The organism is Geodermatophilus sp. URMC 64, from assembly GCF_053502555.1.
Map to the genome: position 1 here is coordinate 1,743,592 of NZ_CP199955.1, position 15,530 is coordinate 1,759,121.

The 15,530-nt window shown below is 72.3% G+C and carries 10 protein-coding genes and 1 pseudogene; 3 read left to right on the forward strand and 8 right to left on the reverse strand.

Going from position 1 to position 15,530, the window contains the following annotated elements; genetic code table 11:
* Positions 1-2: 2 nt before the first annotated feature.
* The 4 genes from ACWIYF_RS08600 to ACWIYF_RS08615 all read right to left on the reverse strand — a co-directional run bounded on the left by ACWIYF_RS08600 (position 3) and on the right by ACWIYF_RS08615 (position 9,450).
* Complete coding sequence (locus ACWIYF_RS08600) at positions 3-2,729, reverse strand: hypothetical protein (protein ID WP_448627705.1); 2,727 nt, start codon at positions 2,727-2,729, stop codon at positions 3-5.
* Complete coding sequence (locus ACWIYF_RS08605; protein WP_448627706.1) at positions 2,726-6,304, reverse strand: tubulin-like doman-containing protein; 3,579 nt, start codon at positions 6,302-6,304, stop codon at positions 2,726-2,728. Before ACWIYF_RS08605 ends, ACWIYF_RS08600 begins: the two co-directional genes overlap by 4 nt.
* 63 nt (positions 6,305-6,367) lie before the next feature.
* Positions 6,368-9,190, reverse strand: a complete 2,823-nt coding sequence (locus ACWIYF_RS08610) for a VWA domain-containing protein (protein ID WP_448627707.1) — start codon at positions 9,188-9,190, stop codon at positions 6,368-6,370.
* Entirely contained in the window at positions 9,187-9,450 is a 264-nt protein-coding gene (locus ACWIYF_RS08615) for a hypothetical protein (protein ID WP_448627708.1), read from the reverse strand. The genes ACWIYF_RS08610 and ACWIYF_RS08615 overlap by 4 nt, the downstream gene beginning before the upstream one ends.
* 1,033 nt (positions 9,451-10,483) lie before the next feature.
* On the opposite strand from ACWIYF_RS08615, the gene ACWIYF_RS08620 reads away from it, so the two are divergent.
* The 3 genes from ACWIYF_RS08620 (at position 10,484) to ACWIYF_RS08630 (ending at position 13,048) form a co-directional block, all read left to right on the forward strand.
* Positions 10,484-11,476 (forward strand): DUF3048 domain-containing protein, encoded by a 993-nt coding sequence (locus ACWIYF_RS08620; protein ID WP_448627709.1) that lies wholly within the window; start codon positions 10,484-10,486, stop codon positions 11,474-11,476.
* A gap of 73 nt (positions 11,477-11,549) precedes the next feature.
* Positions 11,550-11,723 (forward strand): hypothetical protein, encoded by a 174-nt coding sequence (locus tag ACWIYF_RS08625; RefSeq protein ID WP_448627710.1) that lies wholly within the window; start codon positions 11,550-11,552, stop codon positions 11,721-11,723.
* Between the two features lie 776 nt (positions 11,724-12,499).
* The gene (locus tag ACWIYF_RS08630; protein WP_448627711.1) at positions 12,500-13,048 is read left to right on the forward strand and encodes a DUF4234 domain-containing protein; all 549 of its coding nucleotides are present in this window, start codon (positions 12,500-12,502) and stop codon (positions 13,046-13,048) included.
* Between the two features lie 69 nt (positions 13,049-13,117).
* On the opposite strand, the gene ACWIYF_RS08635 is transcribed toward ACWIYF_RS08630, so the two are convergent.
* The 4 genes and pseudogenes from ACWIYF_RS08635 to ACWIYF_RS08650 form a co-directional block, all read right to left on the reverse strand.
* The gene (locus ACWIYF_RS08635) at positions 13,118-13,630 is read right to left on the reverse strand and encodes an HAD domain-containing protein (protein WP_448627712.1); all 513 of its coding nucleotides are present in this window, start codon (positions 13,628-13,630) and stop codon (positions 13,118-13,120) included.
* 46 nt (positions 13,631-13,676) lie between these two features.
* Entirely contained in the window at positions 13,677-14,588 is a 912-nt protein-coding gene (locus ACWIYF_RS08640; RefSeq protein WP_448627713.1) for an SDR family oxidoreductase, read from the reverse strand.
* Complete coding sequence (locus ACWIYF_RS08645; protein WP_448628733.1) at positions 14,585-15,202, reverse strand: carbohydrate kinase family protein; 618 nt, start codon at positions 15,200-15,202, stop codon at positions 14,585-14,587. The genes ACWIYF_RS08640 and ACWIYF_RS08645 overlap by 4 nt, the downstream gene beginning before the upstream one ends.
* A pseudogene (locus ACWIYF_RS08650) lies at positions 15,177-15,521 on the reverse strand (carbohydrate kinase family protein); the annotation flags it as partial. The gene ACWIYF_RS08645 and the pseudogene ACWIYF_RS08650, both read right to left, overlap by 26 nt.
* Positions 15,522-15,530 lie beyond the last annotated feature (9 nt).

Sequence of the window (15,530 nt, forward strand, 5' to 3'; positions counted from 1 at the left end):
CGCTAGGCCTCGACCGTGATGCCGCGCTGCGGACGCGGGCTCGGCACCACGACTGGCTCGTCGGGAGTGAAGTGGGAGACGTGGTCCAGGGTCAGCTGTCGGGTGGTGTCCAGGCGGGCGACGAATCGGTCCATGCTCTGCTGCCCGTCGCGCGGGAGGACGGCTGTTCGCACGGCTGAGCCGGGCGGGACGGGCACCCCCAGGGCGGCGAGGTCCGTCCTGTCCACCTGGTTGGACAGCTGTGCCGACCCGATGGCGCTGAAACCGTGGGGGTCGAGCTGCTCCACGTGGTCGAGGACGGGGGAGAGGAAGGACTGTCCACTGATCGTCCCGATCGAGGCGCCGGCGCTGACCGTCACCTCCGGGTGGACGGCCGCCAGGGACCAGTCCAGACCGCGGACGTCGCCGAGCTCGGTGAGCCACCGGACGAGGCCCGCGTCGGCCCCCGCGGCCGCTCGGCGACGTTCCTCGACGGTCCCCAGCGTCGCGACGAGCTCCCGTAGGGGTCCCTGCGAGGAGTAGCCGCTGTCGCGCCAGACGGCCTGGTGCTCCTGCCGCCCGTACCGCTGCGAGCGTGCCGCGAGAGCTGCCTCGATGCGGGAGCCGAGCTGGGCGTTCAGCCAGCCGATGCCCAACCGGGCCCGCCGGGCCTCGTGGACGAGGTCGCTTTGCCCCTCCGGCGTGAAGCCGGCCGCACCGACCGCGGTCGAGAGTGGCAGCGACCCGCTCAGACCCGCCGGGTACGCCGACACCTCGTCCGAGGACCCGGCGACGCCGAACGGATCGTGCACCACCGCGCTCAGCACGCGGGTCCACAGCCGGCTCTGCCGGTAGAGCACTCCGAGCCGCTGCACCTCGCCCGCCACGTGCACGGCGGTGGACCGTGCCCATTCGCGGTGCCGGTGGTTCTCGTCGCGGACGTGCAGCCAGGCGAACAGCGCCTTCTGGTGACGGAGAAAGACCAGCGTCGAGCTCACCAGCCACACGACCGCCACGCCGAGGGCGACACAGGAGCCGACCAGCAGGCTCAGGACGTCGCCGACGACCAGCCCGACGACGACCGCGATCGCGAGGACGGCCACCGCGAGCGCGCCGAGGACGAACCCGCGGGACCGGCGCTGCGCGTCGAGGACGTCGCGCGGCGGCGTGCTTGCCGCCGCGGTCGCCTCGGCCCGGACAGCATCGGCCAGCACCCGCCGGGCCTTGTCGAGCTCCTGGGCGATCGTGATCCCGACTGTCCAGGTGAAGCTGCGCTGCTGTCCCGCCCAGCTCTGCAGGCCGTTGCGCGCGGTGTCGAGCACCTGGGACCGCGAGACGTCCTCCGGTCCCACCCCCACCCGCTGCCGCTCCTCCTGGAGCAGCCGGTCCGCCTGCAGCGCCAGGTACGGGTCGTCGAAATCCACCCGGAGGCCACCGATCTCCGGGAGGACTCCCACGGGGAGCCCGTGCGACTCGGCGTTCGACGGCGGGACGATGCTCTCCGGGCGGTCGACGATCTGCCGGGTGTCGCCGAGCATCGGCATGCGCACCTGCGCCGGGACGTCCGAACCGTCCGCCAGGCTGCTCGCCACGGTCGCGACGTCGGTCCAGAAGGCGTTGGTGTCGGTGGTGGTGAACTCGGTGCCCGGGGACACCTCGCGGGCCAGCCGGTGAGCCGAGTCGATCAGCGCCGAGACGTCGTCCTCCTCGTCGTCGCCGGCCGTGCTCGACGGGCGCACGCCGAGCACGACCACCTCGTACGAAGCGTTGCGGCCGAAAAGGGCGGACGTCGTGGTTGTCGACAGGACCCGGGCCGTGCGGCGCACCACCCCGTCCACCCACGCGCGAGGGGCGTTACGTACGGCGGCCCCGAAGAAGGACAGGAACATCCGGATGGCCGTGAGGAGACCCACCGCGGTGGGACGGCGCGGGACGTACGGAGGCGGTGCCTGGAAATGCGTGAGTTTGTCGTGGACCGCGAGGAGGCTCTGCGCAGCGGTCTCCGCCGTGGGCAGTGTCTGTCCGTCCGGCACGTCGGTGAGCCGGTCCCCGCGCTGGGTCCGCGGCCGGGGCAGTGTGCCCTCGGCCCGGTACACCTGCTCGGAGAGCCCGCTCAGCACCTGCCGCGAGTCCAGGGTCCGGGCGTAGGCGCGGGCGACGACCACCTGGGTCCCGGGCCAGGCCGGGTTCTCGTCGAAGGGAGCCTCGGCCATGGGTGCCCAGAGCCCCGCGACGACCGCCAGCCCGGCGGCGGCGTGCTCGGCGAGCTCGTCCGGCCGCACCGGCCGGCTCAGCGCGCCGGGGCTCTGCCCGTCCCGCGCCTGGAGCAGCACGTTCGGGCGTGACTCCACGGCGGCCGTCGACGGGATCCGGGTCGTCGCGCTCGCCGGCACGAGGAGATTGACGAGCGGTCGGCCGCCGAGACCGATCTCTTCGAGCAGCGCCCGCGCCCGGTCGGCCACGGGCATCGGGCTGTGAGCCGCGCCGTCGGGGAAGACCTGCAGGAGGACGACCCGCGTGCGCACGATCCCGGACATCGCGAGCCACTCCTCGGCGGGATGCCGCTGTGTCCCTTCGCGGTCGACCACCTGGAGCACGGTCTCGCCCCCGGACTGGTCGACGTCGAGCCAGACCGACCGGTCGAGGAGGTCGGTCGCCGTCCAGTCGCGGACGACCTCGAGGACGTCCGCGACCGGCTGGTCCGCCAGGTTGCCCACCACGATCGTGGTGATCGGCTGCTGCGTGGTCATGCCAGCACCGCGATCCCGACCGACACCGGCGGCGGGGTTGTGCCGGTGTACATGGGCAGCGCCAGGTTGGTGAGCAGCTGCCGCGCTCCTTCCACCAGTTGCGGGGCGAGCTCCCAGTCGCGGGGGACCTGCCAGAAGTTGTGCGGGGTGATCTCGCTGAACTCACCACGCTCACCTGGGAAGCCGTGGTCGCGCGGCAGCATCGCCGTCGCCGCGGCCTCGAGGGCTTCGCACCAGCCGCGGGCGGCGTCGAGGCGCTCGGCGGGACCGGCCTGCGGGGCGCCGGCAGCACCGCGGGGAAGCACACCGCTGCGCCCGCGACCGTGGCGGACCCACTGCAGCAGTGCGTCGTTGGCCTGGCGCTCCTGGGGATTCTGCAGGTGGCGTCCGAGGTCGAAGAGCGCCTGGTAGGGCTGCAGGGCGATGAACTGCGTGTCGCCGTCGCACTGCGCCAGGGCGAGCGGCATGGATTCGACCACGGCGGCGAGCAGCTCCCAGCCCGGCGCGTCCCGGGCCGGGTCCTCGACTCCGAGAAGCGGATGCGGCAGGCGCGTCCAGTCCTGCTGGGCCGGCGACCAGACGGCCACCCCGCCGTCGTGGATCGGCCCCTCTCCCTGCCACAGCACTTCGCCGGTGAGGCGACCGATCATCCACCCGGTGACCAGCGACTGCAGCCAGCTGCGCGAGACGGGGACGAAATCGACCAGCGACCTCCCGCGGCGCATCGTCCAGAACGCCCCGCGCAACTGCGGCGACGCGGACTCCGTCCACTGCTTCTTGATCGGCCGCTGCAGCGACGAGAAGACGATCGGGTTGTAGAGGTCCGAGTAGTTGCCCAGGATCGTGATGCTCCTGGTTCGGGTGCCCTGGTTGACCGCCCGGTGCATGCGCCCGACCGTCTCGGGGTCCACCGAACCCTTCCGGCCCAGCTCATCGGCGATCATCGCCACCACGTTCGGGCTCTTGCCGAGGGGCATCTCGCTGAACTGGTAGCCAATCCGCACATCCTTGCCGTGGGTGGCGGAGACCATGCCGGCATCGACGGCGACGAGCGGAGCAGCGAGCTGCACGGCGGTCATGAACTTGTCCACGAACCTCCGGGCGGTCTCCTCCAGCTCGTAGGGGCCGGCGCCTGGACGGCTCAGGTACGCATCGAGCCCCTGGGTGATGAACGCGCCCATGACCTCGTTGGCCCGACCGACCCACACCCGAGCGCCCGCGAGGAGGGCGTCGTGGTCGAGGTCCACCTGGTAGACGGCCTGCCGCGACGGACCGGCAGCGGACAGCGCCTGCGGCCACCACTCCGAACGGCGTCCGATCCGGGCCGGGTAGCCGTTGCCGACCAGGCCCTTCAACCGGTTGGCCGTGCGTAGCTCGCTGCGGGAATCGGCGTGCAGCCAGGTCAGCACCTCGAAGACGGCGAGATCCTCGGACTGGTCCGCCGAGGGCGTCCCTCCTCCGGCGGCGAAGCCGCTGAAGGTCTGCACGAGATGGTCCGTGTAGGCGCGGGGGTAGCTGTTGATGTCCTCCAGCAGCACCTCGTTCTGGGCGGTGGCGAAGCGGCTCGGCACGTCCTCGCCGACCGGCCACTGGTGAACCAGCGACGTCGCCACCGTCGCGACCGGGGCGGAGCCGGCGGAGGCCGTCTCGGCATTCTCGAGCTCCTCGCGGCACTGGGCCAGCCCGGTGCGCAGCGGGCCGAGCAGGTCGCTGATCAGCTGGCTGAGCAGTTCCCCGACCTGAACACCGCCCTGCCGGAGGAACTGACCGCTCAACTGCTCCCGGAGGCGGTTCCCCGCCTGCCCGAGGGCGCCGTGACGGGCGTCGATGTTCGACGTGATCGCCTGCAGCTCGGCGGTGACCTCCTGGGCGATCTCCTGCGGGTGGCGCACCCCAGCGGAGCTGCGCATCAATGCTTCCGCCCCAGCCTGCAGGTCGGTGGCGAAGGTCTGCAGGACCCGCTCGGCGACCGGGAGGCCCCGCTCGCCGGCCACGCGCAGCGCCGCCGTCTCCAGCCGGGCCTGGATGCGGGGCACCCAGTTCACTGCGGCGTTCCGGAGCTCGAGCTCGGCCTGGTTCCGCACGCTGCCGAAGGTGGAGGTGATCTGCCCGGCCAGCTGCTGGGCGAAATAGGAGCCCTTGCCGCTCGGGCCGGACATGATCGGCCCCAGCATGTCCTGCACCGTCGAGGCGGTCAGCGCTTCCCGGCTCTGCGTGGACCAGACGTCGTCCACGAGTGCCGTGATCGTCTCGATGTTCCTGACCCGGAGGTCGGGGAGCCCGGTCCACGCGAGGAACTGCGGGTAGTACTCCGCCGCGGTGGTGCCGATGGCCTGCTGTGGGCTGCGCTGCCCCTGCTGGACCGACAGGTCCTCGTGCCCACGCAGCAGCCGGTCCAGGCCCTTGCGGGCGAGGCGCTGGGCGGCGTACTCGGCGTAGCGCTCGCGTCCGAGCCCGATCGAGGCGAACCCGATGGACCCGAAGACCATCGGCTCGGTCGTCTCGCCCTCGACTCCGCCGCGGGAGGGTTGGACGCCCAGCAGCGTGCGGTCCTCGAGGGAGGTGGCGGCCGACTCGAGGTTGCCGATCGCGTAGGCCTGCAGGTCGTTCTGCTGCGAGTTGGAGAGGAAGAGCGCGGTGAGCGACCGCGCGAAGCCGCGGTAGATCGTGTGCGACTCGCCGTCGCCGAAGCGGGCGCCGCTCGTGCCGTTGTAGGAGCCGACCGGGAAGGCCAGCATCGGACCGCGGCCCGGCGCCTGTGGGCGCGGTACGCCGCCGTAGACGGACCACTCCGCCGCGGTCCAGGGCTGCTGGCGGGCCGCCATGGCCGACATCAGCTCGGCGACCGTGCCGAGCGCGTTGGCGTTCACCCCGGCGCGGCGGTTCTTCTGCAGTTGGTCGAAGACGTCCGGCGTGTACAGAAACGCCAGCGACTCGGCGCGGAAGTTGGGCACCTGCGCCGCGACGGCGCGCAGGAGGTTGCAGACGTCCAGGGTCATCGAGGCGCCGGTCCCGCCTGCCAGCGAGGACACGACGAGGACGAGGGTCCCCTGCGCGGGCTCCGGCTTGAGCCCGAGCAGGGAGGAGAGCTCCCGCAGATCGCTGTCGGCGGCGCTCTGGTTGAGCCGTTCGGCGACCGGGACGAGCCGCTCGTACACGACCCGGGCACGGGCCAGGGTCAGCAGCCTGCCCACGGCCCGGAACTGGCCGGCGCCCAGGGTGATCGGCGTGTTGACCCGGGCGGCGTTGGGCCGCCAGCGCACCAGCTGGCTGAGCTGGCTCCCGGTGGGCTGGTTCCCGAGAGTGGCCTGCAGCGCCGAGTCGAGCACGGCGTAGTTGTCGGTGGGGGTACTCACCGGGATGTAGCTGCCGCCCTGCATCGGCACCGTGGGGGGCAGGCCGGCGTCCACGCCGTCGGGCGTCGGGGGGACGTCGACGTGCACGAACTCCCAGCAGCGGGGGAGGTGGTCCGCCGTCCAGCCGATCGCGCCGAGCTCGGACCGCAGCTGGTCCATCTGGTACTGCAGGGTCTTGCCGCCGGAGCCGCCGAGCCCGACGACGCAGATCTTGTACATGGTGGTTCTCCTGGTCTCGGTGTCGTCAGGTCAGCTGCGGAACGGGTCGTCGCCCGGGGAGGCCTAGAGATCGGCGCCTGCGCCGCCCCAGCCGGAGGTGAAGGGATCGCCCGGCTGCGTGCGGGTCGTCGAGCCGCCCTGCGCGGCGGGGGTTCCCCAGCCGCCCGAGGCGAACGGGTCGCCGCTCGAGGCCGCGGGCGTCCCGACGCCCAGCGGCGAGGGAGCGGGTGCCGGGACACCGCCATCCCATCCCGTGCTGAACGGGTCGTCCGGCAGCGGGGTCGGCTGGACAGGTCCGGCGGAGCTCGTACCGCCCGTGCCCTCACCCCTGCCCACGGCGGTCCGCAGAGACTCCACGGCGGCCGGCGCCTCGGCTCGGGCGCGCACGAGGATCTCCTCCCGCTGCGTCGGGGCAGCCGCGGAGTCGCTCACGAGGAGGAGCTGAGCCGCCACGTCCGGCTCGTCGGATGCGGCGGCCGAGCGCTCGACGAGCACGGTCCAGCTCCCGGCCAGGGCCAGAGGCAGCCGCGCACGCAGCGTCCTCGGCGCGCGCCCCCCCGGTGCGCCCGAGACGCCGACCCGGCCGTCCCCCTCGACCTCGGCGAACCCGGCCGCCGTGAGCTTCGCGCCGGCCCGGGCGCGCACGCCCACGCCTGACAGGCGCGCGCGGCGGCGTCCGCCCTCGATCGGCGGGACGAGGTCCCACTGCTCGGGCAGGACGGGTGTCCCGCCGTCGGCGCCCTGCAGACCGTTCGGGCCGATGCGGACCGGGAGCAGCACCGACCGGAGCGCGGTGTCAGGAAGCCGGGCGGCCAGCTTGCGGCCGAGCAGGAAGACCAGCACGGGGACGCCGATCCCGACGACCAGAGCCGCGAGGAGCACGAGCAGCCGGACGGAGCCGTTCGCGGGGCGGACCAGGTCGGCCAGGAACGGCACCTGGACCTCCGTCACCCGCTCCGGGTGGTCGGCGGGCGCGAGGGCCAGCGTGACGTCGCCCTGCAGGTCACCGGCGCCGATGTCCCTGGAGGCCAGCTCGAGGTCGATCGTCCTGTTCTCCCCGTCGGCGAGGCACAGCTCGTCGCCGTCCTTCAGCGCGGCCGTCACGTTCTCGACTTCCGAGGGGCGGACAGTGAGAGCTGCGCCCACGACCGAGACGCAACCCGGACCGCTGACCTCGAGTCCCCCGGTACCGGCCGCGGTGCCCTCGAGGCGCCCGAAGTCGATGCGATCGCTCTTCACCGTGGGAAAGCCCAGCGGAGGGAGGACGGCGATCTGCTGGGTGCGCACCTGCGGTTGGAGCACCAGGCCGCTGACGGTCGTCACCGAGAGCTCGGTGCGTAGCTCCGCCTGACCGGAGGGAAAGTCCTCGGGCACGGAGAGCGGGACGCCGGCGATCAACTGGGCGCCGGGAACGTTCTCCGCGAGGACTTCCTCCCGACTCGACGCGCCGAGCAGCACGACCTTCAGCGCCAGCGTCGGCGCGGGAACACCCAGCACGGCAGGAGTGCCGTCGGTGCGGACGAGCGCCATCGGCACCGCCCCCAGGTCATCACCCACGCGCCATTCGACGTCGGTTCCCGGGGCGACGACCGCGCCGAGGTCCGCCTGGATGGTCAGCTGGGTCCGCGACACCGCGTCCGGGTGCTGCCCGGTGGGATCGACGAAGACGACCTGCCACTCGCCCGTCCAGTTCCCCCCGCCGGCCGGAATCTGCGCGTCCACGGAAAAGGCTCCGTCGGAGAACCATGTGTACTCCAGGGCCAGGTCGCCAGCCGCGGCCGTGCCGGCCGGCGCCGCCGCGTCGTAGGCCAGCCGCACCGGGGTGGCGACGTCCGGCGGCTGCACGTAGACCTCGACCCCTGCCGCGTCGCTGGTCCCGACGAGGTGAAGGGACTGGATGGACGCGTCGAGGACGAAGCTGTGCGCCTCCTGGGGGCAGGTGCTGAACTCGCACACGCCCTGCTCGTCGACCGGCTGCGGGGGGTTCGCGGGATCGCCGATCGCATCGAACGCGAGGACCAGGTCCTCGACGTCGGACGCGGCGAGGAAGAAGCCGTAGGGGGCGATGGTCCCGCAGGGATCAGGAGCGCTCTCCGCGATGCTGCTGAGCAGCCCGAGGTCGATGCTGCCCCCGCCGGAGAGGCCGATCGCGATCGTCAACACCTTGTCGCGGCGCAGGCCGTCGGTCACACCACCGGCGCGGCAGATGTCCTCCCGCCCGGCGGCCTCCACCCGGTCCGCCGCCTCCTCGGAGGTGATCGGGACGCCCTCGACCCCGGGAATCGGGATGGTCTGCCCGTGCTCCGCCACCTCCGACGGCGTGGTGCGGGGAGTCAGGTCGTACTCGCCATCGGTGAAGAGCACGAGCGCCTGGCACGGTTGGGCGGCGTCGGGCTCGCGGCGGTCCAGCAACTGTTGGTGAGCCGTGCTGAGCGCCGTCCAGTAGTCGGTCTCGAAGCCGTCGTCGCGGATGGCGAAGTCTGCGACGGCCGCGATAGCACCCGCCTTCGTCTGGGTGTTCAGCGGCTGCCAGTCCAGCGCGGGGCGGACACCGGACGAGAACCCGTTCACCGCCAGGTCGATCGTGCTGTCGGTGCGCGCCGCTGTGTCTGCCAGCCGGTCCAGCAGCAGCTGGGCGGCCGTGACGCGGGCGTCGGCCGGATCGGAGGCGGTCAGGCTGTGGCTCTCGTCGACGAGCAGCAGGACATCGGCGTGCTTTGTCCCGGTCAGGCAGGCGCCCAGGCTCTGCAGCGACTGGCTGCCCGTGGGGCTAGGAACCGCGCCTGCGGGAGAGGGGTGAGTCAGCGCTACGCCGAGGAGGCCGACGCTGAGGGCCCAGAGGACGAGCGCCCGGCGTACCCAGTTCGGGGAGGTGGGGCGGGTCATGACGTGAACTCCTCGAGACGAGAGACCCAGTCGGCGAAGCGCCAGGCGTGTGCGGCGGCCATCCCGAGGGCGAGCAGCACGGCGCCCAACCGGAGCAGCTGGACCAGCGCCTCGTTGCCGAGGTACCAGGCGCTCGCTCGCCGACGGGTGTCCTGCACGGTCGCGACGATGAGCAGGCTCGTCGCGCCGAAAGTCGCCACCGCCCAACCGAGCACGTGCCACAGCCAGCCGTCGAGGAACAGCAGGGGGACGGTGATCAACGGCACCATCACGACAGCGGCTAGCAGCGCGATCGGCGGGCCCGTCCTGTGTCCCGAAGTCGGGGACGACAACCCCTGGGCGGGCGTGCCGAGACCCCAGGGATCGGATGCAGAGATCTGCGCGCCCAGCCCGGGGAACCCGGAGGGGGCTGCGCCGAACTCGCCAGGGGTCCCGCCGAGTCCGGGGAACGATGGCGTGCTCATGCGGACAGTGCGGCCATGGCGCGCGTGCAGGCGCGGGTGACCGTTGAGCGGTGCAGCAAGTGTTCCCCCGTTTGATCGGTGTCCGTCACGTGCGCGATCGACATGCAGTGGGCCGGCTCAGCTCGCGAGAAGCATGAGCTGAGGCTTCGGGTTGTGTCCGGTGCCCGACGAAGCCGTTCGTGGCCCCCTCTGCAGCGGGGGCACGGGAGCGTGCCGATCCCCACGCTCGAGCGGCAATGCCACGGTCCCCTCCTCGGCGGCGTTCCAGCCGCCAGGACCATAGGTGCGATATCGGGCGGTGTCGTTCACCAATGACGGCCCGTCGGGAAGGCTGGGGCGAGCGGTGCGGATTGGGTCCAGTGGGACTCGGGCGGATGAGCGGCATAACACGAGGCGGTGATCGAAGTCCTCATCCATACCTGACCAGAAGCCAGTCCTGTCGGCCGCTTTGACTGTGGAATCTTGATGCGATCCCTGAGCGCGGATTCGGGTTGATAGGTGGTGTTGTGTTGCTTCCCCAAGTCCTCGAGGAGCCCACCACCGACCGGATTTACGAGATGGCCCGACGAGCCAACACCTGGACCGTAGGGCGCCAAGTTGCGCCGGTCGGCCACCACGTTGGCGTCCGAAAGGCAAAGATCGTGCTGACCAGCGGCTCCCGGCCGACTCCCGCTGGAGCTGTCCGTGCCCTGCCGATAGAGGAAGGGTGCCTCGTTCCACCGTGCCCCGGCGCCGACCTGCCGTGAAGGGCCCCGCGGCCAGGAAGAGGAAGCCGGCGAAGGGCCGGCGCCGCTCCAGGCCGAAGCGCGCGTTCCGAACGGTCCTGCTAGTGATCCTCGTGACGGCCGGTGTGGTCGGGTGGCAGGCGGCCGGACAGCCCCTGCCCGGGCTGCCGTTCCTCGCCCCGGACGCCGCAGGGCGCGCCTGGCCGCTGACCGGCGTCCCCGTCGACGCCGTCGCCGCCCGGCCGGGGCTCGCGGTGAAGATCGAGAACTCGATTGACGCCCGCCCCCAGACCGGCCTGAACGCCGCCGACATCGTGTGGGAGCAGGTCGTCGAGGGCGGCATCACGCGGTTCGTCGCCGTCTACCACTCGAATCTCCCGCCCGAGGTCGGCCCGGTGCGGTCGATCCGGCCGATGGACCCCGCGATCGCGGCGCCACTGCACGGAATGCTGGCCTTCTCCGGCGGGCAGCAGCAGTACGTCGACGCCGTGGCAGCGGCCGGCTTGCAGGTGCTCAGCAACGACGCCGGCGCCGACGGCTTCTCTCGAACGACGACCCGCAGCGCGCCGCACAACGTCTACGCGGTCCCTCAGGCCCTCGTCGCCCAGGCCGACGTCGCGCACGGCGACCCGCCCGCCGCCCAGTTCGACTATGCCGCAGCCGATGAGCGACCCACGGCGGCTACCGCGGGGCAGCCGGCCACCACCCTGGCGCTCGAGCTGTCCGGCATCAGCCGCCCGGGCTGGACGTGGAGCGCCGCCGAAGACCGCTGGCTGCGCGCCGAGAGCAGCACCCTGTCCGTCGAGGCGGACGGCCGCCAGATCAGTGCCACCAACGTCGTCGTCCTGCGGGTCGACGTCGTCCAGACGGACGCCCTCGATCCGGCCGGCAACCCGGTCCCGGAGACCATCCTGACCGGCGGAGGCGACGCCCTCGTCGCCTCGAACGGCCACACGGTCGCGGCCACCTGGTCCAAACCCGGCACCGGCGACCGGGTGACGTTGACCGCAGCGGACGGCGCGCCAGTCACCCTGGCGCCCGGGACAACCTGGATCGAGCTGGTTCCCAACGGCACCGGTTCGGTGGCGACCGCCTGACAGGACACGGGCTGCGGAACACCCCGCCCGTTCGGCTGCGTTCCGTACGCTTGTCGATACCCAACGTGAAAGGATGGCGATCGTGGGCAAGCACCTGCGCGACGAGACGGCGGAGTTCAAGATGCCCCGGATCGGGCGGCACGCCGCCGACGACGAGGACGCGCTGGAGATGACCCACCGGTTCGATCCCGGCTTTCGCCGGCAGCCTCCCGTGCCAGGGGCGCAGGAGGATGCCGAGTCGCGGTAGCGGCCGTCTGCAGCCGTAGGACAATGGGGTCCGATCGCGGGTCGATGCCCTGTGCCGGCTCCTCGAGGCGCCGCCTGCAGTCGTCGGCGCCGATGCGGACGGGAGGCCCCACGCGGGCTCCGGGTGGTGGATCGGGACCCAGTTCAAATGGCCCCCAGCGGCTACGCGGGCTGCCGTAGTCATGTCGCCAGGCGGCGAGGCCTGAAGTCGGATTCCCGGCTGAGCCGCCGGGCTGAGCGGCGGCCTCCTGGAGCATCAGTGCTGCTGGTCACGTGCATCCAGCTCCGAGACCTCCGGCGAGAGGTTCATGCGACGCCGCGTGCGCTGCCGGTCGGCGCGGACCCATGGTGGCTCGGGCGTCGCTGCCCGACAACGGCGTGATGACGCCCGGAGAATGTGGTCTGCCGATCCCGGTCTCGCCCGTGAACTGGGTACTGGACGCCCAGACCTGGGGCGGGGCTTTGACGATGGTGGGTTTGTCGACCTCAACAGCGCACCCGCAACGCTGATTGCACGTGTGTGTGGGATCGCCACCGCGGAGGCAGAGACGGTTGACGAGGCGCGCAACGCTCGAGGCGGCAGGACTTCAACCTCGGCGAGCTGTTCGTCGACGTCTCGTTGTCCGCGGACGTGCAGGCGGTGCTCGACGAGCGCGCTCCTGTGAGTCACCTGTGACAGCCGTGACGGTGCACTCGCTTTGATGGCACAGCGACTGGTGATGGTCGGCGCGTTCGTGTAGGGCCCGAAGTTGCCGATAGTGGCTACGGACTCACTACGTGTCCTCGATCACCGCCGGACGAGCCGGCGACCAAGTACGGGGGGAACCCATGTCCACGCTTGAAGAGCCGACCGGCCAGGTGTACGCGCCGGGGCCGCAGCAGTACGCCCAGTCGCCCTACGCCCAAAATGCACCGGTGGGCTACAGCCAGCCGATGCCCCCGGTTCTGCACGGCCGCCCGCTGGGGCCGATTGGCAAGATCCGTAGCACCTGGGCGGTCATCGGGCTGAGCATCATCACCTTCGGCATCTACGGGCTGTACTACTACTTCGCTGCGCACGAAGAGATGAAGCAGCACTCCGGGGACGGCCTCGGTGGCGCGATCGGTCTGGTGCTCGCCATCTTCACCGGCGGTCTGGTCACCGTGTTCGCCCTGCCCAATGAGGTCGGCAACCTCTATGCCCGGCAGGGGCGCACCCGTCCGGTCTTTGCCACGACCGGTCTGTGGGTGGTGCTCGGCTGCCTCATCCTGGTCGGTCCCCTCGTGTGGCTCATCAAGACCAACGGCGCTCTGAATGCCTACTGGCGGAGCGTCGGCGCTCGCTGACTCTGCACGGCACCACGGAGCCCGCTTCCTCCTGATGGAGGGGCGGGCTCCGTGCGTTCATCAGGCCGGTCACAGCCAGGCCTCGATCTCGTCCAGCTGTTCGTGGGTGAGCCCCGCGAGGAGGTCCGGCGCCACCACCAGTACGTGCGGATGGGCGGCCAGCCATTCCCCGGTCTCGGCGGCCTGCTCGGCCAGGTCGTCGTCGATCCAGATGATCCGCCGGTCCGGCTCGGCCTCGGCGACCTCACGGGCGGCCGCCAGCTTCCACCAGCCCGTGATGCCGGCCAGTCGTCCGAGAAAGCCCTCCGGCGCGGAGTCGTCCCGGTCGTGGGTCTTCAGCCCGCGTGGCAGGCCCATCGGCTCGGCGAGCAGCCGGTCGGCGTCCGTCGTCCAGGTGGTGAGCCACTGGATCTCGACCCGGCCCGACTCGTGCAGTCGCCGCAGGCGGGCGGTGACGGTCGGGTCCCACGACAGCACGTATCCGTTGAAGGTGCCCCGCTGCCAGCCCTCCGGCAGGTCCACGCACACGGCGTTGAGCACGCCGTCGACGTCCAGCAGCAGAATGGGGACGTCGTCGGGCATGCGGAACACCTCCGGGTAGCAAGCCTTCAACCCCCGGGCCGCACCTTCAAGCGGAGGCGGACTTGCGCGCCATGGCCGTGATGCGGTCGGACGTCGCCCGCGGCTCGATGCCCAGCCCGCGCAGCGGCTCGGCCGCGACCTGCTCGCCCTGCAGATCGCGGGCCAGAGCCATGCCGAGCAGCGAGGCCAGCTCAGGCTTGCGACGGCGCAGCGCCCGTGCGCCGAGCCGCAGCACCGGCCGCGGCACCGAAAGCCGCCGGAACCGGACGCCGTAGGCGCGCTCGAACGCGTCCACCACCTGCTGCCGAGTCAGCGCCTCCGGGCCGCCGAGCTCGATCTCCTCCGGCGGATCGGCCATCGTCGCCAGCCGCACGCACGCCTCGGCGACGTCGTCCGCCGCGACCTCGTTGGACAGCGACCGCCCGCGGCCGAAGACGACCGCCAGCCGCTTGTCCGGCCGGATCCCCGTCTCCGGTGACAGCCACAGGTCCTGGAACGGCGCCGGCCGCACGATGACCGAGCGCATCGGCGAGGCCCGCAGCAGCTGTTCCGTCCGCAGCTTCGCAGCCATGAACGGCGCCAGGCGCACCATCAGGTCGGTCAGCCCCGCAACCGATACGAACACGAACCGCTCGACGCCGGCCGCCTCGGCGGCGCGGATGAGGTTCTCGTTCCCGCGGACGTCGACCTTCTCGATCGAAGTGTTCCGGTCGCCGGCCAGGGAACGGCCGATCCCGTTGGCGGTCGTGATCACGGTCCGGATGCCGGTCAGCGCGTGGTCGAGGCTCGCCCGGTCGGCCAGGTCCCCGACGGCCAGCTCGGCACCCAGCGACCGCAGGGCCTCGACATCGCTCGTCGCGCGGACCAGCGCCCGGAAGGGGATGCCGCGTTCGGCCAGGCGCGCGGCGATCCGGCCGCCCAGGTCCCCGGTGCCGCCGCAGAGCAGAACCTCGGTCATCGCGGTCCCTCCCGTCGCGACTCGCCATCCTCGCGCACCGGAGGCTGGGCGCCGACCACGCCGGCGACCACCGCGGCCGCGGCGTGGCCCGCCCTTACGGCCTCCAGGACCGGTGCCCCGGCGCGCCAGCCGGCCAGCACGCCGGCGGCGAAGGCGTCACCGCAGCCGGTCGTGTCACGCAGCCGCCCGTACGGCAGGGGCTCCACCGGCACCTGCCACGCGCCCGCCCGCGTCACGACGCGGGTCGGCCGCGCACCGGCGTGCACGAGCACCAGCTCCGGCGCCCACCCCGGCAGGTCGCCGACCAGCCCCAGTTCCTCCGCCTCGGCCGCATTGCAGAACAGCACGCCCGCCCGCAGCGAGGCGAGCAGGTCCACGTATCCGTCGACACCGTGGCGCCGGATCCGCGTGGCAGCCGCGACGTCCGCGCTGACCGGCACACCGTCCTCGCGCGCCAGCGACGCCGCCGTCCGCAAGGCCTCGGGAAAGCGCAGCAGGTCGTAGCTGTCCAGGTGCACGACCGCGGCACCGGCCAGCCACCCGGCACTGACGTCGTCCGGCTCGAGCGCACCCCCCCCCGCGGTCGGTGAGAAGCGTCCGCTCGCCGTCCGGATGGACCAGCACGGTGGACAGCGGCGTCCGGCCGCGGCGCACCAGCGCCGTCTCGACGCCGCGCCCGACGAGCTCCGCGAGCAGCCCGTCGGCCAGCGGGTCCGCGCCGGCCCAGCCGGCCAGCCGCGCCGGGACACCCAGTCGCGCCAGGTTCGCCGTCACGTTGGCCGGCGCCCCGCCCGCCGTGGTCGTCCGTACGACGCGCTGCTGGCCGCCGATGGTCAGGGGCTCGGACAGCTCCAGCACCTGGTCGGCCACGAGTTTGCCCAGTGCCACGACGGGGCCTGAGCCGGCCGGTCGCGGCCAGCCGGGAGCGTCCACGGCGTGCCC